This is a genomic window from Thermosediminibacter oceani DSM 16646 (assembly GCF_000144645.1).
Taxonomy (GTDB): Bacteria; Bacillota; Thermosediminibacteria; order Thermosediminibacterales; family Thermosediminibacteraceae; genus Thermosediminibacter; species Thermosediminibacter oceani.
Map to the genome: position 1 here is coordinate 2,075,127 of NC_014377.1, position 24,367 is coordinate 2,099,493.

Annotated in this window: 27 protein-coding genes; 2 read left to right on the forward strand and 25 right to left on the reverse strand. The window is 50.2% G+C overall.

What is annotated here, in order from left to right; translation table 11 throughout:
- From upp to TOCE_RS10480, 23 genes are all read right to left on the reverse strand, one after another.
- Positions 1-642: a uracil phosphoribosyltransferase gene (gene upp, locus TOCE_RS10370; RefSeq protein ID WP_041423942.1), complete on the reverse strand. Its 642-nt coding sequence runs from the start codon at positions 640-642 to the stop codon at positions 1-3.
- Between the two features lie 2 nt (positions 643-644).
- Positions 645-1,889, reverse strand: coding sequence for a serine hydroxymethyltransferase (locus tag TOCE_RS10375; RefSeq protein ID WP_013276791.1), 1,245 nt, complete (start codon positions 1,887-1,889; stop codon positions 645-647).
- A 17-nt stretch (positions 1,890-1,906) separates the two neighbouring features.
- On the reverse strand, positions 1,907-2,347 hold the full coding sequence (rpiB, locus tag TOCE_RS10380) for a ribose 5-phosphate isomerase B (RefSeq protein WP_013276792.1): 441 nt from the start codon (positions 2,345-2,347) through the stop codon (positions 1,907-1,909).
- Between the two features lie 48 nt (positions 2,348-2,395).
- Entirely contained in the window at positions 2,396-2,872 is a 477-nt protein-coding gene (locus tag TOCE_RS10385) for a low molecular weight protein arginine phosphatase (RefSeq protein ID WP_013276793.1), read from the reverse strand.
- A 21-nt stretch (positions 2,873-2,893) separates the two neighbouring features.
- On the reverse strand, positions 2,894-3,937 hold the full coding sequence (locus tag TOCE_RS10390) for an L-threonylcarbamoyladenylate synthase (RefSeq protein WP_041423943.1): 1,044 nt from the start codon (positions 3,935-3,937) through the stop codon (positions 2,894-2,896).
- 18 nt (positions 3,938-3,955) lie between these two features.
- A complete protein-coding gene (locus TOCE_RS10395; protein WP_013276795.1) occupies positions 3,956-4,474 on the reverse strand; it encodes a chromate transporter in 519 nt (172 codons plus the stop codon).
- Complete coding sequence (locus tag TOCE_RS10400) at positions 4,471-5,049, reverse strand: chromate transporter (protein ID WP_013276796.1); 579 nt, start codon at positions 5,047-5,049, stop codon at positions 4,471-4,473. Before TOCE_RS10400 ends, TOCE_RS10395 begins: the two co-directional genes overlap by 4 nt.
- Complete coding sequence (gene prmC, locus TOCE_RS10405) at positions 5,042-5,914, reverse strand: peptide chain release factor N(5)-glutamine methyltransferase (protein WP_013276797.1); 873 nt, start codon at positions 5,912-5,914, stop codon at positions 5,042-5,044. Before prmC ends, TOCE_RS10400 begins: the two co-directional genes overlap by 8 nt.
- Complete coding sequence (gene prfA / locus TOCE_RS10410; protein ID WP_013276798.1) at positions 5,911-7,005, reverse strand: peptide chain release factor 1; 1,095 nt, start codon at positions 7,003-7,005, stop codon at positions 5,911-5,913. The genes prmC and prfA overlap by 4 nt, the downstream gene beginning before the upstream one ends.
- Entirely contained in the window at positions 6,995-7,870 is an 876-nt protein-coding gene (locus tag TOCE_RS10415; RefSeq protein WP_013276799.1) for a DUF1385 domain-containing protein, read from the reverse strand. The genes prfA and TOCE_RS10415 overlap by 11 nt, the downstream gene beginning before the upstream one ends.
- A gap of 59 nt (positions 7,871-7,929) precedes the next feature.
- Positions 7,930-8,139, reverse strand: coding sequence for a 50S ribosomal protein L31 (gene rpmE / locus TOCE_RS10420; RefSeq protein WP_013276800.1), 210 nt, complete (start codon positions 8,137-8,139; stop codon positions 7,930-7,932).
- 142 nt (positions 8,140-8,281) lie between these two features.
- Positions 8,282-9,454 carry a cation diffusion facilitator family transporter gene (locus TOCE_RS10425; RefSeq protein ID WP_013276801.1) on the reverse strand — a complete coding sequence of 391 codons (1,173 nt, stop codon included), beginning with the start codon at positions 9,452-9,454 and terminating at the stop codon, positions 8,282-8,284.
- The gene (locus tag TOCE_RS10430; protein WP_013276802.1) at positions 9,451-9,957 is read right to left on the reverse strand and encodes a GNAT family N-acetyltransferase; all 507 of its coding nucleotides are present in this window, start codon (positions 9,955-9,957) and stop codon (positions 9,451-9,453) included. Before TOCE_RS10430 ends, TOCE_RS10425 begins: the two co-directional genes overlap by 4 nt.
- Before the next feature lie 91 nt (positions 9,958-10,048).
- On the reverse strand, positions 10,049-11,023 hold the full coding sequence (gene amrS, locus TOCE_RS10435; protein WP_041424255.1) for an AmmeMemoRadiSam system radical SAM enzyme: 975 nt from the start codon (positions 11,021-11,023) through the stop codon (positions 10,049-10,051).
- A 60-nt stretch (positions 11,024-11,083) separates the two neighbouring features.
- A complete protein-coding gene (amrA, locus tag TOCE_RS10440; RefSeq protein WP_013276804.1) occupies positions 11,084-12,481 on the reverse strand; it encodes an AmmeMemoRadiSam system protein A in 1,398 nt (465 codons plus the stop codon).
- A gap of 218 nt (positions 12,482-12,699) precedes the next feature.
- The gene (locus TOCE_RS10445; RefSeq protein ID WP_013276805.1) at positions 12,700-13,794 is read right to left on the reverse strand and encodes a saccharopine dehydrogenase NADP-binding domain-containing protein; all 1,095 of its coding nucleotides are present in this window, start codon (positions 13,792-13,794) and stop codon (positions 12,700-12,702) included.
- A 20-nt stretch (positions 13,795-13,814) separates the two neighbouring features.
- A complete protein-coding gene (locus TOCE_RS10450; RefSeq protein ID WP_013276806.1) occupies positions 13,815-14,717 on the reverse strand; it encodes a hypothetical protein in 903 nt (300 codons plus the stop codon).
- A gap of 7 nt (positions 14,718-14,724) precedes the next feature.
- On the reverse strand, positions 14,725-15,252 hold the full coding sequence (locus TOCE_RS10455) for a helix-turn-helix domain-containing protein (RefSeq protein WP_013276807.1): 528 nt from the start codon (positions 15,250-15,252) through the stop codon (positions 14,725-14,727).
- A gap of 85 nt (positions 15,253-15,337) precedes the next feature.
- A complete protein-coding gene (locus TOCE_RS10460; protein ID WP_245523189.1) occupies positions 15,338-16,294 on the reverse strand; it encodes a hypothetical protein in 957 nt (318 codons plus the stop codon).
- Positions 16,295-16,300: 6 nt separating this feature from the next.
- Positions 16,301-17,323 (reverse strand): tRNA dihydrouridine synthase DusB, encoded by a 1,023-nt coding sequence (gene dusB / locus TOCE_RS10465; protein ID WP_013276809.1) that lies wholly within the window; start codon positions 17,321-17,323, stop codon positions 16,301-16,303.
- The gene (locus TOCE_RS10470; protein ID WP_013276810.1) at positions 17,298-18,074 is read right to left on the reverse strand and encodes a type III pantothenate kinase; all 777 of its coding nucleotides are present in this window, start codon (positions 18,072-18,074) and stop codon (positions 17,298-17,300) included. The genes dusB and TOCE_RS10470 overlap by 26 nt, the downstream gene beginning before the upstream one ends.
- Before the next feature lie 5 nt (positions 18,075-18,079).
- Positions 18,080-18,601 carry an ECF transporter S component gene (locus TOCE_RS10475; protein WP_013276811.1) on the reverse strand — a complete coding sequence of 174 codons (522 nt, stop codon included), beginning with the start codon at positions 18,599-18,601 and terminating at the stop codon, positions 18,080-18,082.
- A gap of 257 nt (positions 18,602-18,858) precedes the next feature.
- Positions 18,859-19,287 (reverse strand): ferritin-like domain-containing protein, encoded by a 429-nt coding sequence (locus TOCE_RS10480; RefSeq protein WP_013276812.1) that lies wholly within the window; start codon positions 19,285-19,287, stop codon positions 18,859-18,861.
- Between the two features lie 318 nt (positions 19,288-19,605).
- Here TOCE_RS10480 and TOCE_RS10485 point away from each other — a divergent pair, with 318 nt between their 5' ends.
- Entirely contained in the window at positions 19,606-20,829 is a 1,224-nt protein-coding gene (locus TOCE_RS10485) for an IS110 family RNA-guided transposase (RefSeq protein WP_013274925.1), read from the forward strand.
- Positions 20,830-20,911: 82 nt separating this feature from the next.
- Here TOCE_RS10485 and TOCE_RS10490 read toward each other — a convergent pair whose 3' ends face one another.
- Both TOCE_RS10490 and TOCE_RS10495 read right to left on the reverse strand, forming a co-directional pair.
- A complete protein-coding gene (locus TOCE_RS10490) occupies positions 20,912-21,367 on the reverse strand; it encodes a hypothetical protein (protein ID WP_041423944.1) in 456 nt (151 codons plus the stop codon).
- A 372-nt stretch (positions 21,368-21,739) separates the two neighbouring features.
- Entirely contained in the window at positions 21,740-22,024 is a 285-nt protein-coding gene (locus TOCE_RS10495) for a hypothetical protein (protein ID WP_013276814.1), read from the reverse strand.
- A gap of 1,207 nt (positions 22,025-23,231) precedes the next feature.
- Between TOCE_RS10495 and gap the strand changes: the two genes are divergently transcribed.
- On the forward strand, positions 23,232-24,281 hold the full coding sequence (gap, locus tag TOCE_RS10505) for a type I glyceraldehyde-3-phosphate dehydrogenase (protein ID WP_013276816.1): 1,050 nt from the start codon (positions 23,232-23,234) through the stop codon (positions 24,279-24,281).
- Positions 24,282-24,367 lie beyond the last annotated feature (86 nt).

Below are 24,367 nucleotides of genomic sequence, written 5' to 3' on the forward strand. Positions count from 1 at the left end.
TCATTTAGTGCCGAAGAGCCTGTCGCCGGCATCTCCGAGGCCGGGCACGATGTACCCGTGGTCGTTCAGGCGCTCGTCGACGGCTGCAGTGTATATGTCCACGTCGGGATGCTTGCTGTGCAGGGCTTCTATCCCTTCAGGGGATGCGATTAGGCACATTAATTTTATGCTGTTTGCTCCCTTCCTTTTCAGCAGGTCAACGGCCATGGTGGCGGACCCCCCCGTTGCGAGCATCGGGTCCAGTATTATGAGTTCCCGCTCCTGCACGTCGGCGGGCAGTTTGCAGTAGTACTCCACCGGTGACAGGGTGTCCGGATCCCTGTAAAGCCCGATGTGCCCCACCTTTGCTGCGGGAATCAGTTTCAAAAGGCCGTTCACCATCCCCAGGCCGGCCCTGAGTATGGGCACCACTCCGAGTTTTTTCCCGGCGATCATCTTGGCCTTGCAAGGGCCGATGGGCGTTCTTATTTCCACCTCTTCCAGGGGTAAAAACCTGGTGACCTCATAGGCCATCAGCATGGCCACTTCTTCCACCAGTTCTCTAAATTCCTTAGCCCCCGTATTTTCATCCCTTATAAGGGCGAGTTTATGCTGCACCAGCGGATGGTCTATCACGTAAACGTTTTTCATTCTATCCCCCATTTCTACCTCATATTTGCGTAAAGCGGAAATCTCTGGCAAAGGGCCTTTACCGCCTTGGCCACTTTGGCTCTCTTTATTTCGTCGTCCCGGTGGGTCAGTGTGATATCTATGAGCTCGGCTATTTCCTCCATCTCGGCTTCCTTCATGCCTCTGGACGTGAGCGCCGGCGTGCCGATGCGGATGCCGCTGGTCACATTGGGCTTTTCGGGGTCGTAGGGTATTGCGTTTTTGTTTACAGTGATGCCCACCTCATCCAGCAGCTTCTCGGCGGCGACCCCCGTCAGGTTCTTATTTCTTAGATCTACCAGTATCAGATGGTTGTCCGTACCACCGGTTACCAGGTTATAGCCTCTCTCCATCAAAGCTTTAGCCAGTACCTTTGCGTTTTTAACTACCTGTTCCTGGTATTTTCTGAATTCCTCCGTACCGGCTTCTTTGAAGCATACCGCCTTAGCAGCGATGACGTGCATCAGCGGTCCGCCCTGGATACCGGGAAATACGGCTTTATCAATAGACCGGGCGTATTCCTGTTTGCACAGGATCATGCCACCTCTTGGCCCCCTGAGGGTCTTGTGGGTGGTGGTTGTAACAAAGTCGGATACCGGCACCGGGCTCGGGTGAAGCCCTGCGGCTACGAGGCCGGCTATATGGGCCATATCTACCATGAGGTATGCTCCTACCTTTTTGGCTATCTCGGCCATCCTGGAAAAGTCAATTATTCTGGGGTAGGCACTGGCTCCTGCTACAATCATCCTGGGCCTGTGTTCCTCGGCCAGAGCCTCGACTTCATCGTAATCGATGTATCCGGTCTCCTTCGAAACACCGTAAGGGATAAAGTTGAAATATTTGCCGGATATGTTTACCCGACTGCCGTGAGTCAGGTGACCTCCGTGGGCCAGGTTCATGCCCATTACCTTATCGCCCACGTTCAGGGCAGAAAAATATACGGCGGTGTTGGCCTGGGTTCCGGAATGGGGCTGGACGTTGACATGCTCTGCTCCGAAAAGTTTCTTGGCCCTCTCCCTGGCCAGGTTTTCAACTACGTCCACAAATTCGCAACCGCCGTAATACCTATTGCCGGGATATCCCTCCGCGTATTTATTTGTGAGCACCGAACCTTGAGCTTCCATTACCGCCTTACTGGCAAAGTTTTCGGATGCGATCATTTCCAGGTTGTTCTGCTGGCGCTTCATTTCGCTTTCAATAACTTCGGCGATCTCTGGGTCGACTAGTTTTAAAATCTCCATGAAGTTACACCCCACTTTTATCGGTTTTCATAGGAGCTTATTTTATCGATCCGCCTCTTATGTCGGCCTCCCTCAAACCCGGTTTCCAGCCATTCCTCAACGATCGTCCGAGCCAGGCCCGGTCCTATTACCCTAGCTCCCATCGCCAGCACGTTGGCGTCGTTGTGAAGCCGCGACATCCTGGCCGAATATACATCGTGGCAAAGGGCGGCGCGGATGCCCTTCACTTTGTTGGCCGCAATAGAGACGCCTATTCCCGTGCCGCATATAACGATACCCCTGTCGTACTCCCCCCGGGCCACCGCTTCGGCCAGCGAAAGGGCTATATCGGGGTAATCTACCGGTTCGTCGGAAAAAGTGCCTAAATCCTCGTATTCGATACCCTTGTGTTCCAGCAGCTTTATAACTTCGACCTTTAGGTTCAGTCCGCCGTGGTCGCAGGCTACAGCTATTTTCATGTTTTTTCCTCCCATTTTATATGTTCAACTAAATTATATTTAAAAATATCAGGCCTTGTCCAGTTCTTTCTCCAGCCTTTCCAAAACCTTCTCGAGCTTTTCCCTTATCATATCCGCCACCCGGCGGTAGGTTTCCTCGTCACCACCGTAGGGGTCGGCTATATCGGCGTCACCGTCGACCTGTCCTTCGGCGAATTCCGAGAGCACAAAAACCCTACCTTTAGTATGCGGAAATTTATTTATAATATAATCCCTGTGGCTCCTGGTCATGGTGAGTATGAGGTCGGCGTTTAAAAGGGCTTCGGAGAGCATCTTCGCCCTGTGGGAGGAAAGGTCCACGCCCTGCTCTTCCATCACTTTTCGGGCCTGGGGTGATGCGGGCATTCCTTCCACAGCGGCTATACCGCAGGAGTCCACCTTAATATCCTTATCTTTGCCGCGCTCACGCAGCATCTTCCTGAAAAGACCCTCGGCCATGCTGCTCCGGCAGGTGTTGCCCGTACACACAAAAACTACCCTTTTCATTGAGAAAACCTCCCGAAAATTTCATTCCAGTTTAATTATATTATACCCTGCGGCTTTTCTTAGCCTATTCATCACCGCCAGGCCCAAGCCTGTTTCCGGGATACCTTCGGCCAGTACTTCCTCGACCCCCAGCTTATCGAACTTCCGCAGAACGGAAAAGAGGTTTGAGGATATGGTGAGAGGGGCCTCCCGATCTCCTACGGAAAGCACGCACCCGGTCTCATAATATCCCCGCGTCTGAACCGTGGCCATTATCCCCACCTTTTTCCCTTCGGCGGTAAGTTTTTTTGCAAGTTCGGTGATCTTCCTTACCTGAGCTTCGATGGGCCCTTCCACGACCAGCACCCGCGCCTTGGGTGAATAGTGCTTGTACTTCTGTCCGGGGGATTTGGGTTTTTGTCCCTCGGCCAGGCCCGGGTCCAGCTCCACCCTTCCGAGAACCGCCTCCAGCTCCTCCCGGGTCACTCCGCCCGGTCTCAAGATTACGGGCACTTCTCCGGTCAGGTCCAGCACGGTGGATTCTACACCAACCTCGCAGGGACCTCCATCCAAAATTATATCCACCCTGCCCGCCAGGTCTTCGTATACGTCCCCGGCAGTGGTGGGGCTGGGCCTGCCGGAAATATTGGCGCTAGGTGCGGCTATGGGAACTCCCGATTCCCTTATGAGGGCTAGGGCCACGGGGTGCCTGGGCATCCTTACGGCGACGGTGTCGAGCCCGCCGGTGGTGCCGTAGGGAACCGCCCCCGACTTTTCAAGCACGATGGTGAGCGGGCCCGGCCAGAATTTTTCCATCAGTATACGGGCAGTACGGGGAACATTGCTTGCGAGTTTATCCAGTTCCCCGGGAGAATGTATGTGGACGATAAGAGGGTTATCCTGGGGCCTTTTCTTGGCCTGGTATATTTTAAAAGCCGCCTTTTCGTCCAGCGCATTTGCCCCGAGGCCGTAAACGGTTTCTGTAGGGAAAGCCACCAGGCCACCGTTTTTTATGACCCGCGCTGCCAGATTTATGCTTTCAGGTTCCGGATTTTCTGGATTTACTTTTATCAATTTCGTCTCCATGCTATCACGTTCCTCAAATTAATAGATCAGAATGCCGGCGGCCGCCGCCAGAGCTATTATCAGGATTGGGTTCAGCTTGAAAATGTAAAGCCCGGCCAGCACTGCAAGGGCTAAAATTATATCTTTTATGCCGAGAATGGAACCCCTCCCGAGCGAATAGGCTGCTTTCACAATTAGGGCTATCACGGCGGGCCTGACTCCGGAGAAGAAGGCATCGACCCAGGCAAGCCCCCTGTATTTCTTAATGAGAAACGCTAAAAGCAGGATGATGATAAGGGACGGGGCGGTAACGCCCGCCGTGGCCGCCGCAGCCCCCCAGAAACCCGCGATCCGGTAGCCCACGAAAGTAGCCGCGTTTACAGCGATGGGCCCGGGGGTCATCTGGGAGATGGCTATTATGTCCATGAACTGTTCTAAGGTAAGCCACCCGTTTATATCTATTATTTCCTTCTGGATGAGGGGTATCATGGCGTAGCCGCCGCCGAAACTGAAAAGGCCTATTTTAAAAAAGGACAAGAAGAGGACTCTGTATATCACCCGCCGGCACTCCTTTCCCTCCGGCCTCCGGCAAAATAACGGATTAATCCCGTAATCCCCGAAGCCAGAATCACCAGGATGGGGTGCACGTCGAAAACCACCAGAGCTATCAGGCCGGTGATCGCCACCGCCACGTCGATTCGGTTTTTAAAGGCAGCCTTTTGCAGGTTGAAAACAGCGGCCAGTATCAGCACGACCAGTGCCGGGTATATTCCCCTGAATGCCTTTTGAACGGCGGGGTACGCCCGGACCCCGGTGTAAACAAGGGCGATACTCAGAATGGAAAGAAAAGAAGGCAGCACCGTCCCGAGAGTCGCTATAACCGCACCTGCAAGCCCGAACAGCCTGTATCCTATGTAAACGGAAGAATTTATCGCCACAGCTCCCGGCGAGCACTGGGCAACCGCTATTATGTCCAGGAATTCTTTTTCCTCAAGCCAGTTTTGCCTGTCCACTATTTCCACCTTCATCAGGGGTATCATTGCATAGCCGCCCCCTAAGGTGAAGGCTCCGATTTTAAAAAAGACCCAGAACATGGAAAGAAGCTGCCGGGGGGAAAGTCTTCTTTCACCCAATGCTCCCATCTCCCGCATGTAAGGATGCCGCTATAACTCGCTCCAGGCCGGCGTAATCCTTCAATATCTTTATGCCGCCGAACCCCGCCCGCTTCAATAGATCGGCGATTTGGCCTGCCTGATCCTTTCCGAACTCCAGGACTATACTGCCGCCCGGCTTTAAAAACCGCGGCGCACCGGCTATAATGCGCCTGTAAAATTTAAGGCCGTCGGGGCCGCCGTCCAGGGCCACCCTCGGTTCGTATTTTACGTCCTCCGGCAGGTTTTCTATTTCCCCCGACGGGATGTACGGCGGATTCGCTGCCACCACATCGAAGTCTCCGAGGCCTTCCGCTTCAAAAGGTTCCCAGAGGTCCCCCTTAAGGAAAAGAACCCGATCTTCGACTCCGTGTTTGACAGCGTTCAAGAGGGTAACATCCCCTGCCGTCTCCGATATATCGGAGGCGTATACCACCGCATCTTTTTTGAAGAACGCCACCGACACCGCAACGGCTCCGCTGCCGCAGCAAAGCTCAACGACTTTTGGTTTTGTTACCCACGATATGCGGCGGAGTATCTCTTCCACCAGAAATTCGGTCTCCGGCCTGGGGATTAAAACGCCCTCCCTGACGTGAAAATCCAGGGTGAAAAACTCCTTACTGCCGGTTATATAAGCCACAGGCACCCGGGAAGATCGCTTTTCCACGAGTGCCCTGTAGGTTCGGATTTCTTCCGCGCAGAGCCGCCTTTCCGGATGAATAAAAAGGTCTATCCGCCTTACCCCGAGCACATTGGCCAGGATTACTTCGGCGTCCAGGGATGGGCTTTCTACACCGGCCGTAGTAAGCCTTTTTCTGCCGTAGTCAAGAGCTTCTTTTACGTTCACTGAGCCGCCCTCATTTCGATATCATCGGCCTCGGCGAGTCTCCTTGCCTGGTCTTCCGCTATGAGCCTTTCTATCAGCTCGTCCAGTTCCCCGTCCAGTATGTTCTCCAGCTGGTGCGTGGTGAAGCCTATGCGGTGGTCGGTAACCCTCCCCTGCGGGAAATTGTAGGTCCTGATCCTCTCGCTCCTGTCGCCGGTGCCCACCTGGCTCCTGCGGCTCTGGGCAATCTTTTCGTTCTGTTCCCGCTGCTTCATCTCCAGGAGCTTGGCCCTCAGTATCTTCATCGCCTTGTCGCGGTTTTTGAGCTGCGAACGCTCATCCTGGCAGGTGACAACGATACCGGTGGGGAGGTGGGTTATCCTCACCGCCGAGTCGGTGGTGTTGACCGACTGCCCTCCGTGGCCCGAAGACCTGAACACGTCTATCCTGAGCTCGTTGGGGTTTATTTCCACATCCACTTCTTCGGCCTCCGGCAGCACCGCCACCGTAGCCGTGGAGGTATGGATGCGGCCTCCGGCCTCGGTCACCGGTATCCTCTGCACCCGGTGGACACCGGACTCGTATTTCAGGCGGCTGTAAGCGCCCCTGCCCATTACTTCGAAAATGACCTCTTTAAAGCCGCCCAGTTCTGTCGGGCTGGAACTCATAAGCTCCACCTTCCAGCCCTGCCGCTCGGCGTAGCGGGTGTACATTCTGAAAAGGTCCCCGGCAAACAGAGCCGCTTCCTCACCTCCGGCCCCGGCCCTTATCTCCATTATGACGTCCTTCTCATCGTTGGGGTCCTTCGGCAGGAGAAGTATTTTGAGCCTTTCCTGCAGCTCCTTTTCCCTTTTCTGAAGGTTTTCCAATTCTTCCTTTATAAACTCCTCCATTTCCCTGTCGTTGGAGGTCTCCTTTAAGAGCTCCCTGCTCTCTTTTATCTCGCTTACGACTTTTTTGTACTCCCTGTAACACGATACTATCTCTTCCAGGGAAGCGTGTTCCTTGGCTAGCTTTCTCCACTCTTCTTGTCTCGCGATCACGGCGGGCTCGCTTATTTCACGGGTGAGTTCTTCGTATCTTTCTTCTATGGCATCGAGTTTATCCAGCAAGGGTATCACCTCCTGATAAAACGCACTTCAAAGCCTCCAAGGCCACTTCGAGCTGGGAATCGTCGGGCTCGCGCGTGGTGAGCTTCTGGAGCCACATCCCCGGCGCGCTGATGGCTTTGATAATCGGCGACCGGCTCCTTCCGGCCAGCCTTATAAATTCGTACGATATCCCGGCCACCAGCGGAAAAAGCAATACCCTGGAGGTTATTCGAGCGAGTATCCCGGGCCATCCCAGCAGGGAAAACAAAAGGATGCTCACGATCATCACCACCAGCAGGAAGCTGGTGCCGCACCGGGGGTGAAGGGTGGTGTATTTTCTTGCGTTTTCGACGGTCAGCTCCTCGCCGTTTTCGTAACAGTACACGGCCTTATGTTCGGCCCCGTGGTACTCGAAGAACCTCCTGACATCCTTCATAGAAGAGACGAATATCAGATACAATAAAAAAACAGCTATGCGGATAAGCCCCTCTATGAGATTTAAAAAAAGGTGGCTTTTTACGTCTCCCGCAATCAATTTGACCAGAACCGTTGGAACAACGATAAAAAGAAGTACAGCAAATCCGATGGCCAATGCCACCGCATAGAAAATGTCCCTGCCGGTAAGCTCTTCCTCCTCGCCGGCCACTATCCCTGCCGAGTAAGACAGAGCCCTTACGCCTATGACCAGCATTTCGATGAGCGCCACAGCCCCCCTCAGTACCGGGAGCTTTAAAACCGGGTATTTATCGGCTATCGAGCTGTTTTCCTCTTTCTTCACTATTATTTCATCGTTTTTCCGGACGGCAATAGCGGTAAATTTCGGGCTCCTCATCATGACTCCTTCCATAACCGCCTGGCCGCCGATGGTGGGCTTTGTTCTGCCCATTTCTTTCTCCCTTCCTAATAATATGAATAAAGGCTAGAGTGAAAACTCTAACCTTTAAATTATTCCTCGTCCTTTATGCCGAACTTTTTCTTGAAACGCTCCACGCGGCCGCCGGTGTCAACGAGCTTCTGCTTTCCGGTGAAGAAAGGATGGCACTTGGAGCAAATTTCTACGTGAATCTCGGGTTTTGTAGAACCGGTCTCGAAGGTCTCGCCGCAGGCGCACCTTACTATGGCTTTCCCGTACTTGGGGTGGATGCCTTCCTTCATTTATATCACCTCTTTTGAATATATTTTCCGTACTCTTTTTTTACTCTTGAGAAAATAAAAAACAACGGTACCTAACCTTTGTTATTATAGCATACGTGATTTTTTTACACAAGGGTTACGGCTAAAATGAAAGTTTTTTTTGTTATACGTACTGCCTGTCGATTATTATCACGGGATTATACCCCGGGTAAGCTTCCTTTATTCTCTTCGCAAGCCTCCGTTTTAGTGCCTTCTCCTCCTGCTCCCTGACGTCGCCGGATACCACCGCATCGAAGATTACATTTTTCCTGCTACCCGAACCGACCACCCTCAGGTCGTGAATCGAAAGCACCTCGGGAAATTCCCGGAGGACCTTCTCGATATTTCTTCTCGTCCTTTCGACCTCTTCGTCGTCCACGCTGACCGGGTCCATGTGAATCGTGAGGAACACACCCAGTTCTTCCGAAAGTTCCCTCTCGGCGGTATCAATGATGTCGTGGGCCTTCATCGCCGGCATGTCTTCGGGAACTTCGGCGTGCAGCGACACCACGCACCTGCCCGGGCCGTAGTTGTGCACCATAAGGTCGTGGACTCCTATTATCCCCTCATACGACAATATCCGCCGCTTTATTTCTTCCACTAATTCCGGATCGGGCCGTCCTCCTATCAGGAGGTCCACCGATTCCCTGACCAGGTTGTAGCCCGAATACATTATGAAAAGGGAAACCAGGATTCCCAGGTACCCGTCCAGGGGAAGAGTCGTAAACCTCGAGAGCAGCAGAGCCATTGCCGCCGTGGAGGTCGATATGACGTCACCGTAACTGTCAAGGGAACTGGCGTCTAAGGCTTTTGAGTCGATCTTTTCAGCGAGCTTTTCGGTAAATTTGCCCAGCCATAACTTTGCGGCAATGGCAAAAAGCAGTATTATGAAGGATACCAGATTGAACTCGACGGCTGCCGGGTTTAGCACCCTGCCGATGGAGTCCCTCAGCAGCTCGAAACCCATAAGTACTACGATAATTGATATTATAAGGCTCGTTATATACTCGATTCTTCCGTGGCCGAAGGGGTGTTCCCTGTCGGGAGGCATAGAAGCTATTTTAAACCCTATTATCGTCACCACCGAAGAACCTATATCGCCCAGGTTGTTGAAGGCATCGGCGGAGACGGCTATGCTGTTCGTGATCCTTCCTATTGCAAACTTTACCACAAACAGCAGCGCATTCACGGCTATACCCATGACGCCGCTCAAGATTCCGTATGCGTTTCTTTTAGCTTTTTCCTTATCATTTTCCGCGCCGGAAAATAATTTTTCGGCCAGTCTTTCCAGAATCATCTTTCATCCCCTTTTGAAGGCAGAAGAGGCAGTTCCAGTTCTATTTCATCGCGCAGGGGAATACCGTCAATTCCTATCAAGGGTATCTGAGGTTTTAGCTTTCGAGCCTGTTCCAGGGCGTTTCTATGAACAGCCACAAGTAAGAAACCTCTTTTCTGGTAAAACTTCAGAGCCCTCATATTGTCGTTGGTGGTAATGAGCCAGAGCCTCCTGCATCCTGCGGAAGCGGCTGCCTTTTTGACGGCTTCCACCAGCGCCGACCCTATGCCCCTGTTCTCGGCTGTACTTTCCAGTACCACGATTTCGCACTGGTCGCCTTCAATGCTGTAAATAATGACACCCAGTGGATTTCCTTCCTCTACAGCAAGGAATCCGGGAAGATTAACGGCCTCATGAATCCGGTTTCTGCTGACTATTTTTGTCGAACCCCAGTTTTTTTCTAAGAACCGGGCTACCCATTCTCTGTCGCCCGCCGTTATTTCCCTAACGGTAAAGTTCCCCATAAACTCTTTCCCCCCCCTATGCGTATAACGAAACGACATTTTACCCTACATTTCCCGGGAAATAGACATACCGTTCTGTCGCATTTTCGAATCATGTAACCACAGAAATTTTATAACCGCACTTTCCGCATTTGCCGTCGTCCATCTCTACCTGCACCCTGTAGTTATACCGCCGTATAACAACTTCCCCGCACCGGGGACAGTAGGTGTTGCTGCCCTCCTCATCGGCGACGTTCCCGATGTATACGTAGTCCAGGTACTTCGAGGCTGTCTCCCTCGCCCTTTTCAGGCTGCTCACGGGGGTTGGCGGCAGGTCCATCCTGTAATTGGGGAAATACCGCGTAAGGTGCAGCGGGATATCCCGCCGGATTGAAGAAAGCCAGCGGGCCAGGGCTTCTATTTCTTTTTCGCCGTCGTTGAGCCCGGGGATGAGCAGGGTGGTTATCTCCACGTGGCAGGCCTCCCGGGCCAGCTCCACGGTCCGTTTGACCGCCGAAAGGCTCCCCGAGGTCAGGTCCCTGTAGAAATCTTCGGTGTAAGCCTTGACGTCGATGTTCATGGCGTCCACATAGGGAAGCAGCTGCTCCAGCGGCTCTTTCTCTATAAATCCGTTGGTGACCAGCACGTTTTTCAGCCCTTCTCTTTTTGCGAGCATTGCGCACTCGATCACGTACTCATACCATATGGAGGGCTCGTTGTAGGTGTAGGCTATGCCGATATTCCCGGTCTGTTTTTTCGCTACTTCCACAAGCTGCTTTGCCGAAACCCCTTCGGTAGGAACATCTTCCACCTGGGCGATCTGCCAGTTCTGGCAGAATTTGCACCGGAAGTTGCACCCGAAGCTGCCCACCGAAAAAATCCAGCTCCCCGGGTAAAAGTGATAGAGGGGTTTTTTCTCTATCGGGTCCATGCCCCAGGAGGATACCCTGCCGTAGTTCATCGAATTAAGCCTGCCGTCGATGTTTTTCCTCACCCTGCATATACCCGACCTTCCCGGTAAAATCCTGCAGTGGTGGGGGCAGAGAAAACATTGAACGTGACCATCCCCCACCTTCTCGTAATACATGGCTTCTTTCCTGGCTCCCGAATCAACCGGAGTAGTCACGGCTTAACACCCCTTGATCTTTTAATGGTGCCGTATGACCTCAAACCTGAAAAGTTCGTAACTCTCGTCGGGCCTTATACCCGCCTTCCTCAGGGCTATGTTTATCTGTTCTTCAACGGTATCGATGCCCTCCAGGTCAGGCAGCAAAAGCCCGGTCCTGTTTCCCCTCTTCACGATAACGCCGTATTTTTTGGGGTCCAGCTTATCCGGCGAATCGATGGGCTCCGGAGGAGTAAGAACGTCTACCGAGTAAATGAGCTCCGGAAGTTCTTCTGGTTCCACCGGGAAAAATCTGGGGTCCTCGCATCCGGCGCTGATAGCGTTTTTTATGATCTCTTCGGCTATATTCCTCCTGGTTGGCATGATAGTGCCGATACACCCCCGGAGCTGACCGTGTTTTTTTATTGAAACGAAAACTCCGGCTCTTTGCTCTAGCATCTCCCGGGGTAGATCCTCGGGTACTTCCATTACCCTGCCGGTCTTGACGTAAGTCTCCAGGCTCTGGCGGGCCAGCTTTACGTAGATATCCTCCTTTTCCCGGCGCATTTTAATCTTTTCCGACCTCTTTTGGTAAAACTTTTCCACCCAGCTTTCGGCTTTACCCTCAGGCCGGAACCGGGCAACGCAGTATCCTACTCCGAAGGGGCCTTCGTAGGACAGCACCCTGGAATTTACGCTCAAACCGTCCAGAGCCCCCAGCATTATCCATATGGACCTCAAGCCGCACTCCCCCGCCTTCTCCACCAGTGCAGGGTCCAGGTTGTATAGTGCTTCGAGGTCGAAGCCTTCCAGGATCGAAACCAGCTTTTCGTCGAAGGCCCTGCCCTGGGGGTTGAAACCGGCCGGTGCGTCGGGAGTTAGCCTGTGGGAAAGGTCGCCGCTTGCCACTACCACAACATTCTTTCCCAGAGCATCGGCGGATTCGCGGATAACCCTTCCGAAGGCGTAAAGGTCCTCGTAGGGCAGCATACCGAAGGCCAGGGGAAGCAGTTTAAAATCCTTGGCATGCTGGGTTATGAAGTAAAGCGGAACCATCGCACCGTGGTCCAGCTCTTCCCTCATGCCGTAACGGGAAAGGCGCACGCTGCTGGACTTTACCACGGGAATTCCGGTCCTACCGGCCCTTTCTATGATCTCCTTCTTGAGCTCCTCGTCGGGTTCAAATTTGAGCCTCACCTCCGGAGCTCCGAAGGAAGCTAAACTTCCCTTTAAAGGGAAATCATAGATGCAAACGGCATCCTGAAAAACCGGGCCGTGGGGTGAAATCAGCACCAGGGTATCCGGTTTTAAGTCCCGGATTTCCCTTCCAACTTCACTAGCAGCCTCAATGGACTTGTCGACTTTCCGCGCTTCATCCCTGCCCACTTCGGGGACCATTATCGGGGGGTGGGGCATCAGGTAACAGCCTACTATACCCATAACCGGCCTTCTTTACCCGGGCTCAGCCCGGGGCTGGGGTATTTTTATTCCGCCCTTTCTGTTGGGGGATCCCCAGCAGGCGGATTTTCCCCCGTTTTTTTAGAACATCTTTCAGGCCTCATTTCAAGTATTTCCAAAATATGTCCAACGATAATAAAAAGGCCGCATACATATTATACCATTTTTGTATAAAAAAAGGCGCCTTTTCGGCGCCCTTCTTATATAGCTTTGCTCTCCCACTTTGCGAGATTTTTTCTTGCGTTTTCCTTTATCCTCTCTATTTGTTCTTCCGTCACCGGCCGCTCGAAGCTCCTGAAACCGGCCAGTTTGAAGCCGTGCTTTTTGGCAAGCCTTGAAATCTCTTCCACCTGCTCCACCGTCAGGTCCCTGCCCAGGGTGAAGCACTCGTACCGCTGTTCCAGCGCCAGTATCATTGTCTCCGCCATGCAGGCGTAACTGGTCTTCGGCGGGAATCCAAAATTGAAGTTAAAGTTTACGTCTCCGGGTACTTCCACGACACCGCCCTCGATTATAAGCACGTCGTCGCGCTTTTCCGCCACCTCTTTAGAAACGTCCCTGGGCCTTGCCACATCGCACACCACGGCCCCCGGCTTCAGGTCTTCAGCATCTATTACGGAATCTACGCTGCTCGTAACGGTGATTATCACGTCGGCCTTCTTAAGGGCGTTCTTCACGTTAGAGGTTATCCTCACCGAAAGCCCGGTTTCGCGCAGTATCTTTTCAGCAATGCTCTCGAGCCTCTGGGTATTCCTGCCTACCAGAGTGAGAAACCTGGCGTCTCTAGCCAGAATCTCGGCGCACACCTTTCCTATGGAACCCGTGGCACCTATCACAACAACCTCGGCATTCTTAATATCCTTACCCATTATTTCGGCCGCTTTCACGGCACCCTCGATGGCGGTGGCCACCGTATAGCTGTTACCCGTTGTGACCGGAATGTTTAAGTTTTTGGATATGGTTATGCCGGCATCGCCCACCACCGACGTGAAGGCGCCCAGTCCCACTATTTTCGCCCCCAGCTTTTCCGCCAGCTTACCGGCCTTAATTATCTTTTGGATCACGAATTCTTCAGGAAGGGTCATCATCTGCCTGGTCGTGAGAGGACATCCCACAAACCAGCCCTCCACCTCGTTGTAGGGGGATCTGACCCCCGTTATGTGGGAGACTTTTACAGGGGGTAGGTGCTTCATCACGCCTTCTATAACTTTTTCGGGCCAATTTTTCATGAATTTGAACTTTCTAGCCACATCGTAGGTATCTATTGGATGGATTATAAACGCGAAACTGTCCATATTTAAACACCTCGAATATCTCAATTTAATTTTTCTATCCGCGGCAGAAATGCGAGTTTATCCAGAAGTTCTTCGTAGTCCCGGGGGGTCAACTCTTTATACGGCTTTTGCGAAAGGGATACGAGCACCGCCTCCATCACGTTGGTGCCGAAGGACCTGCCCTCCAGTTCCGGGGTAGTGGTTATGAGCATGGAGGCGCCCCTCTCGGCCAGCATTTTAACGTCCTCGGAAGTGACCGTATTCGTGATTATCACCTTGCCGGGTATTTTCGAAGGCAAATACCTTTTTATGTAGTGAAAATCCCCGGCTATTATGTCCGCTTCTTCAAAAAACCTGCCATACTTGGATTTTGTGCTCTCCTGCTTTTCGCCGGTGGGATATATCATCTCGAAGGGCAATCGGGCGACCACAGGAATGATGATCCTTGCCAGGATGTCTATGGTCCTCAGGGAATGAAGGGGAATGGGTATCCCGAGAGCAAAAATCAAATCGCCGTACGTCATCGCGGCGCCGGTTTTTTCCAGAGCCTCCGCCATGCCGAAGCGGTCGGTGGCCGAAACCACCAGCACCTTTTTACCCCTGAATTCCACCAGGTTTTCCCTCTGCAGGTATTCTATGACCCTTCTTTCCAGGGTGTTTTTAAGTCCCGAACCATCAACGACGGGGGAGATTTTGGCGGCATTGGCAAAATGGAGGGCGTCTCTTATTATATACCTCCGGTTGCCGGCCCAGAGATAAAGATCAATACCTCCAAGGCCGAAAGCACTAACCCTGCCGTCATATTCCCTGATCAGTTCTATGGCCTTCTTCTTGTCTCCGTCGGTACCGACGCGCTCTATTATAAAATCCTCTCCCAGTATATTAATCTCCACCTTGTGGTTTCTTTTGGAGGAACCCAGGCTGACACTCATCACGTGTTTCAAAGGGTAATCACCTCTCCTTTACCTTCCTTATGATTTCCCTCAGGTATTCCGGTTCTACGTAAGCGTCGTCCTTCATGGGAGACTTGCCTATCTCTACGGCCACAACCTCGTTGTCCAGCAAAGCCCTGAAGAGCTTTATCCTCTGGTCGGAGCCCAGGATTATCACCACATCGTGCTGCCTGACCCTGTAGATCCAGTTCATTATTTCATTGATGAGCTCTATACCCGATTTCTTGTAGACGAAATCCCACCGTTCCCGGTCCGTCATAAGAAGGATGAAATCGACCCCTTCCTCCCGGGCAACCCGCTCGATCTCGTCGGTATTCTTCAAAGGAAACCCCACCAGGGCTATAGTCCTTCCCTTCCTTATCTCTCCCAGGGTTTCAACCCTTGAAAGAAACGACCTGTCAATGCCGAATTTTCTGGCCACCTCTGCCTGGGACATGCCCTTTTGCCTGAGCGCCAGCATTTCTTCCAGCGCACCCGTTATCTTTGCGAGGCTAATGAGCTTGTCGCCTATACGAATGAGATCCAATAGCTTCACCTTCTGTGCACAATTTTGTGCTCATCAAATTATATTTTATACCATCCCGCACAAGAAATCAATAAAAAAGACCCATTTAATGCCATGGGTCTTGCGGAAATCTCTTCAGTATGTCTTTTAATTTTTTCATCTCTCCGGGAGAGTCGTCGTGAAACATACCCTTCTTAAGCCCCTGGAGAGCCCTCACACCTTTTTCGGTGGATATGTCCATATCCCGGGTGAGCCGGGACACGGTCTTTCTCCTTGCTTCACTCAGGGATTCGAAAATATCGAGGCCCTTTTTGAGCTGTTTTCTAAGCTCTTCGGTCAAATACATTGATGCCATCTGGGTCATGGGGTTGCCGCAAACGCCGCTCCTTGTGACGCCGAAAACCTCCGGCAGCTTGTGGGCGATGCCGACCTCCACCGACCATTTGAGTTCCTCGGTTTCCCTCCTCATGCACTCCCGCAGGGTTTTCGGCGTGCAAATGGCGTAGTTTTTCAAAGACCGGATTATGGCGTGCTCTATGGTGTGGGCCTGCTCCGGCTCCACCTGCCCGTTCAGACGGCCCACTATGGCCACATCCCTGCCGGTCTCGTATTCCCAGCCGTAAATGGTTATCTCTATGCTCTTCCTGTCGGAGCCAAAGGTGGTATAGCCACCGGTGGGTCGCCACCCTGCTCCGCAAATCACCGGATAACCTAAGGCCCTCAGTTCCCTAAAGTCGATCTTTTCCACGCCGTAAGCCACCAGGCCTTCGTCCCGGAACTCAAATCCTCCGGCCCTGCACCTTTCCCTGCCCGATACCCTGGCACAAAGCCCGACAATGTTTTTTTCCGGTACAACCTGCTGGGTCCAGAGGTCCTCTATTCTGGCCAGCACACCTACCGGGTAGAAATCCCTGTCTTCGACGGATATGGGAAACAGGAAGATTTCGTTTCCGACTCCCGCCCGGACCAGCATCTTTGAAAAGTACGGGTCCAGAAAAAGGCCCTGCAGCACTCCGCCGTCGACCCGGGGAAAAACTCCGTTGGTGATGGGAAGCGCAAACATTTCCAATTAAATCACCTCCTGCCCGGCGGCAAGACCAAGCTTTCGAAAATATTCATCCAGTAAATATTTTATTTCATCAGCATGTTTGCTTTGCTGGATTTTCTGTTTTACAGCCGAAGAATGAGGAAGGCCCTTCAGGTACCAGGCTATGTGTTTTCTCATTTCAAGGATGCCTACCCGCTCGCCGTGAAACTCCAGGGCCATATCCAGGTGTTTAAAAATCACTTCTTTCTTTTCTTCCAGCGCCGGCGGTGGGAGCTTTTCCCCGGTCTTCAGAAAGTGCTTTATTTCCCGGAAGATGAAGGGGTTGCCAAGAGCCCCGCGGCCGACCATGACACCGTCGCATCCTGTATATTCCAGCATCTTGGCCGCATCCTGAGCCGAAAAAACGTCGCCGTTGCCTATAACCGGGATGCTCACCGCTTCTTTCACCCTTCTTATTATATCCCAGTCGGCCTTGCCGCTGTAAAACTGCTCTCTTGTCCTGCCGTGGATTATAACCATGGCGGCACCGCTCTCCTGGGCCATCCTTGAGAATTCCACGGCGTTGGCGCTGTCTTCGTCCCAGCCCTTGCGGATTTTCACCGTTACCGGCCTATCCGAGGCTTTAGCGGTAGCTTCTATTATTTTACCGGCCAGTTCCGGATCCTTCATCAAAGCACACCCGTCGCCGTTTTTGACGATCTTCGGAGTGGGACATCCCATATTTATATTTATAAAATCGAAGGGTATGTCCTCGATCTTTTTAACTGCATGTGCAAAAAACTCCGGATCGTTACCGAAGAGCTGGACGCCTATCGGATGTTCACAGGGGTCTATTGTAAGGAGAGCCGCCGTCTTGGAGTCGTTGTAGTATATTCCGCGGGTGCTGACCATTTCTGTTATCACCACATCGGCGCCGAGTTCCTTACATATAGTCCTAAAGGGAAGGTCCGTTATGCCCGCCATCGGCGCTAGAAAAACCGGGTAAAAATCAAGGAAAGGGAAAACCCCCTGGTTTTCCCTATACCGATTCGGCGTTCTTTTCATAGATTATCCTCAGCCCCTCTAAAGTCAGCATGGGGTCCACTTTATCTACGGTCCTGGTCTCGCTGCATATAAGGGATGCCAGGCCTCCCGTAGCCACCACAAAGACGTTGTCTTCACCCATTTCCTTCTTCATCCGTTCGACTATGTGGTCCACCAGCCCCACGTAGCCGTAAAATATCCCCGCCTGCATGCTGGAAGCGGTATTCCTGCCGATTACCTTCTCGGGTTTGGCTATCTCCACCCGGTAGAGCCTCGCCGCCCTCCTAAAGAGGGCTTCGGTGGAGATCCCCAGACCCGGCGCTATGGCGCCTCCCAGGTAGTCCAGGTTGGAGCTGACCGCGTCGAAGGTGGTGGCGGTGCCGAAATCGACGATTATAAGAGGGCCGCCGTATTTATGGTACGCCCCGACGGCGTTGACTATTCTATCAGCCCCGACCTCCCGGGGATTTTCGTACTTTATATTTATACCGGTTTTTATTCCCGGCCCCACCACCAGGGGTTTAATCCCAAGGTATTTCCTACTCATTTTTTCCAGATAGGGCGTAATCGTGGGGACCACCGACGATATTATCACTCCCTTTATTTTCCGAAAGTCTATTCCGGCGTCCGCTATAAGGCTTTTCAGAATTATGCCATACTCATCTTCCGTCTGTTCCTTGTGGGTGGAGATCCTCCAGTGGGTAAGCAGGTCCTTACCGCTGTATATTCCGAATACTATATTGGTATTTCCCACGTCAATCGTGAGAAGCATGTTTTTCACCTTCTCGTTCTTTTCAAACTCTTATATACCAGGGTGGTTAATAAAACAGCGACCACTACCTCGGGGAACCCGTGAGTCACGGCTATACCCCAGGCTACCGGTGCGGCGATATAACCCCTCACCACCGCCAGGCCCAGAACGCCGGCCGTATTGGTCACGGTGCCGAGGGCCGCCGCAAGGGCAACGCTGCCGGTCAGCCGGTAGGCAAGGTGCGCCACCACCCCGATCATGATCCTGGGCAAAACGGCAATTACGGGATCGGCAAAAAGCGGGGAACCCATCCTGATGAAGCTGTGAAGGCCGAAGATCAAGCCCACAAGGCCGCCTGTAACCGGTCCTTCCAGCACTCCTGCCAGCACGGCCGGGATATGCATTATGGTGGCATGTCCCGCCGCCGTAGGAACGGGTATGAACCCCAGGGGAGTCATCCCCAGCACTATGGAGACGGCACCTAAAACCCCCGCTATCGCCAGGGACTTGGCCCGCAGTACCGTTCCCTTAGTCCTGCTGCTATTCATTTTTTCACCTCCGTTCCGGCTCCTTCCGGATGCCGGACAAAATTACAGCACTATTTTATCATATATATATGAAAAATCAACGCCGAGGAGCGTTGACGTGTGTATTCAATCGGACTGAGACAATGGATTACATTCATAAACTGGAAAATGACCTGTGGGAGGGAACCTGCAGATCTTTAAAACATAGAAAATGCTCCTTTCCGGTCTTATATCAACCCTTCCCGGAAAGGAGCGTGGGAATTTAATATACTAACCTGTCATTTGGCATATCTCATTAAAATTCCTTCTAACATTCTCGCATGTCTTGCTTCATCCTTGGCCGATTCGTTGAAGTAATCTCTAGCCGTGTCCAATCCTAAAGCAGCAGCTTTATCGGCAGCCTGTTTTTTGCCTTCATTGGCGGCGGTCTCTCCATCTAGCATTTGTCTGATGTTTTCAAATAAGTCTTCATGTATCATGCCGTTGAGTTCTGCAAATCTTGCAGCATGCTGGGCTTCTTCCCAAGCGATGGTTTTGAGCACTTCAGCAATTTCGGCATAGCCCTGGCGCTGGGCTAATCTTGCCATGGCCAAGTAAATACCCGTTTCTTTTGTTTCACCCGTAAAATTCTGTTTTACGATTCCTTCAAGTTCGGTTCCTTTCGTCTCCCCTATCAAATTTTCTACTGTCAACTTCCTCTTTTCCATCTCAACTTCTCCTCCTTTGTACAATATAGTTAGCTTTAATAATGTAATTAAGGGTCATTCAAAGTTTTTTGACAACCACACAGGAATTCTGATAAAACTTAGCTAATATTTCTCGTAGCGGCAGGGGACTTCGATCTTCCTCCTTGGGAAGCTCTTTCGCTGTCCCGAAATTAAGAGTGAAGCCCCTCCTCTATGAGATGTCTCGAATGAGCACGTTGCGGATGTAGCTTGCTGCATGCCTCGAGTTACGCGCAAGGTTGAGACTTATAGAGGATTGCGGGAACCCTGCCTAATTCAGTGAAAGCGAGGATGTAAATCATGTTCTATGGCGGTATTGATGTGGCTAAACACAGTCACGAAGTATGCCTCGTAAACGACTCCGGTGATATAGTCTTAAAGATGCATCTAGACAATAACCATAAAGGGATGAATAAGCTTTTGCAGGCATTGGAAAGACTCGGTTTAAAGCCTGATGACGTAAAGTTCTGCTTAGAGGCCACCGGCCATTACTGGCTCCCTATCTACTGCTACCTCACTAACCAGGGATTTGAACTTCATGTCATCAATCCCATTCAGTCGGATGCTTTGCGGAATCTCTATGTGCGTAAAACTAAAACCGACCAAAAAGATGCTCTGCTCCTTGCTGACTTGCTGCGATTGGGAAGAGCCCCCGAGACCAGACTCCCTTCCGAAACAACCCTCAAATTGCAGTCGCTCTCCCGACTCCGCTTTGAGTTCGTACGCCAGGTCGGTGGCCTTAAGAACAGGGTGCTTGGTATTTTGGATAGGATTTTCCCTGAATACCCAGACTGCTTCTCCGATGTGTTTATCCGGACTTCAAGGGAGCTGCTTAAATCTTACCCGGAGCCGGAAGAATTAGCCGAAGTGGACCTTTCAGAGTTATCTGCTTTCCTGAAAGAACATTCCCGCGGTCGGTTCGGTGAAGAAAGAGCTAAAAAGATTCAATCTCTGGCTAAGGGGACCTTCGGTATCACAATGGCTTTAGACGCTTTCACATTACAGCTTCGTTTGTTGGTTGAGCAAATTGAATTTATTGAAGAACAGATAAAGGTTATTGAAGATGCAATTAACGAGGTTATGGAGGAGCTTCGTCCTAGTAAGGATACCCCTTATCGCCACGTAATTGAAACTATTCCAGGTATTGGCCCTGTCCTGGCTGCCGCAATTATCGGTGAGATAGGTGATATTTCTCGTTTCCCTAACCCCCGGGCTCTCGTAGCTTATGCCGGTTTAGATGCTACAGTCAGGGCTTCAGGATTGTTTGAGGGTACTCGTAACCGTATGTCTAAACGCGGTTCCCCTGTTTTAAGAAACAGCTTGTGGTTAGCCGCTGTTTCAGCCCGCCGTTTTAACCCGGAGTTGAGGGCTTATTATGAGCAAAAACGCAGCCAGGGAAAGCACTCGAATGTTGCTACAGGAGCCGTTGCAAGAAAACTTGTTCACCTGATCTACTCTCTCTGGAAGGATAACCGGCCGTATGACCCGGATTATCAATGGTCTCCTCCCGGCAAAAATGCGTGAACAGAATTTCTATGTGATTGTCAAGAAATTTTTGCTCTAGCCTATTGACTTTTCATAGCACGTCTTAATTAATAAAAATTTTTTAGCCAACCTCATCGGTCGTTTGTTTATTTTTCCTTCGGTTAAAAGCTTCAAAAATCTTATCCGCAACTTTTTCATTTACTTTTTTAATATCGTTAAGGTAGATCAAAACGCTTCCCTTATATTCCTGGGCATCTCCCAGCAATATAATTTCTAAAGCACTTCTTACGATATTGATTATGCAATTTTCATCATGGTAAAGGTTGCAGTTTCTGCACTGATTGAGCAGATATCCAATAGCATCCGTAATAACAACATCGTCATAAATCTTCGTATCGTAATAAGGCAAGTTATCAATACCGCCATCAATAAATTCGCTTCGCTGCTTTAAGGAAGTTGTGAGCATTTTTTTACAATACCCGATTAAACAATTCTCCCTATCACATTTACCGCATACGCTCTCTCCCAAACAGCATTTTGAAACCTCATTGATCAAGCCCTCAATATCTACGCCCATGATCACCCCCCTCTCCCTGAGCGCAGTTAAATATTGGTTTTTAATATTGATTACTATTATTAATATACACAACCGACCAATTAAAGTCAAGTAATTTATAATTTTTTTCTTTTGAATTCTAAAGGCCAGGGCACAAGCAAAAAACAACGCCGAAGAACATTGACGTTATTTTTCTGGGAACATTTTGAGGGGATTAAACGACTATATTATGAGGGGGAAAAAATATGCAGCTTATTGAATCTCATGAGGTTGTAAATTATTTTAAGAGTCTTATAAAAGACGACACTAACGAAATATTATATGGAGCAAGATAGCCCCTCAATACCTTTTGGCCGGGTGAACTTAAATTCACCCGGCTTTAATGACAGCAATTTAACTCTCTAAGCTTAGTACAGCCAAAAACAGAAACACCAGAAAGCCCAGGCTCGTGAGCTGGTCTATCACCGGCCAGTATTTAGGACTTACCCGGCGCATGAGCAAGTCTTCCAGAGGACCCGCGGTAATTATGGCTAGCGCTATAAATAGAGGTGACAGGCTTTTGTTTTTAAAAAATAGGCAGAAAGAATATAATACGGTTAAAGCCCCCATGCCAAAATTCATTAATCTCAATAACACAAGCAAATCTTCCGTTTTCATTCCCGTCTTTACCGGCCTCACCGATCAACCCCTCTTTCCCCTCTCTCCATGTGGCGCCAGTATTTAAAGCGATCGCCGTAAGGCTGACCAAACATTTATGAGGAAAAAACGGTATCATGTTCTTTGATGTTAAATAAAGTTAGGATTCCTGCAAGCAATACCATTAACCCTGCGACAATTAACACGAATCTTACGCTTGTGATCTCGGCCAAAAAACCGGAGGTACTCAAATTCATAACTGAAGCGATGTTGACGAACATCGAATTTGTGCTGAAAACTCTGTATTCAGTACTCCTCCCGCAAGCCCGAGGATGATGATATTAAGCAGCACAATATTGAATAAATTCTTATTGTTTATTATATATTCAATTCCCCCATAGAAGGTGTAACGGCTTTTTTGATGATCATCCTCTAATTTAACGGGGAAATAATCCAAAAAGGCGATACCTATAATTGAGGTGATGAAAGTTAAAGCATCTATCAATAAACACGAGTCGATACCAATTCCCGCCACGATAATTCCAGATAATATAGGCCCAATTACCATTAGACCAACGAACAGAAGATTACCAGAGACAGGATATACGATTTACAGAAAATCATCAGCAAAATTAATATGGCCCTTAGAAAATCACACAAAATCATTAAATGTTTTTTATTGTAAGTATCTACGACCCTACCTGCATACGGTCCCAGAATCACGTAGTGCAACATCAAGGCAATAGATAATTTACTCATGTCCGATGGCTACTAAGAGTGAAAATATAATCGAAGAGCGCTATCCTGAAAATCCAATCATCTATTTTGGATAAAAATTGACTTGCTATTAATAAATTGAAATTTTTATTATCCCAAATAATACTGGACATCCCGATTTCGCTCCGCCTTAAATTATGTTTTGCGAAAACCCAACCCGGCTAAATAATATTATCATTTATTTATATATTTTTAATATTTTTTAAGAGCGAGCAGTTCCGGCCGGGTGAATTAAAAGTCACCCGGCTTTTACAATGGCAAGCCGGCCTTTTCAACGATAACTGGCATTAACAAAGGCTTCGAGTGCGCCTCAAGTTTTGTAGAAAGTATACATATTCTTACATGCAAAATTGCGATTATTAAAGAATTGTGTTGTATTATTTGCCGATTAACATAATTTTATATAGCACATTAAGTCTTATTATGATATAATATTTATGCCAACAAAAAATTTAAGGGAGGCTTTTTATTCATGAAGGTTCGGGTTGCTATAAACGGTTTTGGAAGGATAGGAAAAAACGCCTTGCGAATCTGGTTGGAAGACAAACATCCCGAGATAGAAGTGGTGGCCATCAACAGCACTAGCGGCCCAAGGCCTCATGCTCACCTCTTTAAATACGACTCCGTCTACGGCATTTTCCCCGGCAGCGTAGAGGCATCCGATGATGCTCTGATAATAAACGGAAAATCAATTCCTTTCTTTGCCGAAAAAGACCCCGAGAAGCTGCCCTGGGATGAGCTGGGAATAGATATTGTTATCGAATCCTCGGGCAAATTTAGAAAACGCCAAGATGCGGAAAAACATTTAAAAGCCGGCGCTAAAAGAGTCTTAATCACCGCTCCGGCCGAGGGTGTCGACAACACCATTGTCATGGGCGTAAATGAAGGAGATTTTTGCCCTGAAAAAGATTTCATCGTGTCTTCAGCGTCCTGCACCACAAACTGCCTTGCACCGGTGGTCAAGGTACTGGACGAAAATTTAAAGATGATCAACGGGTCGATGACCACAGTCCACGCTTATACCGCCGATCAGAGTCTGGTGGACAAGACTCACAAAGACCTCAGGCGGGCGAGGGCAGCGGCGATGTCTATAATCCCCACTACCACCGGGGCTGCTAAGGCCATAGGCCTTGTAATTCCTCATCTTTCGGGGAAATTGAACGGCTGTGCCCTCAGAGTTCCTACTCCTGCGGTGTCAATAATAGATCTTGTCGCTAATGTGGAGAAACCTACCACGAAGGAAGAGGTAAACGGTTTATTTAAAGAAGCAGCTCAGGGAGAGCTAAAGGGCATATTGGATTATACCGAAGATCCTCTGGTTTCCACAGACTTTTTGAAAAATCCCCACTCTTCCATTGTCGACGGCCTTTCCACCATGGTTATAGATAGCAAAGTGGTAAAAGTCCTGGCATGGTACGATAATGAGTATGGCTATACTATGAGAGTCCTGGAACTCGCAACATATATCGGCAGGGCTTGCCGCAACTATGAAAAAGCAGAAGCTATCGCAACTTGTAAGTAATCCGGCGCTCAATGAAGCTAGGCCAAAATGCCCGGTAAGGTAAATTCGATAATTTAGCGATCTTCGGCGAAATATCGATGAATATG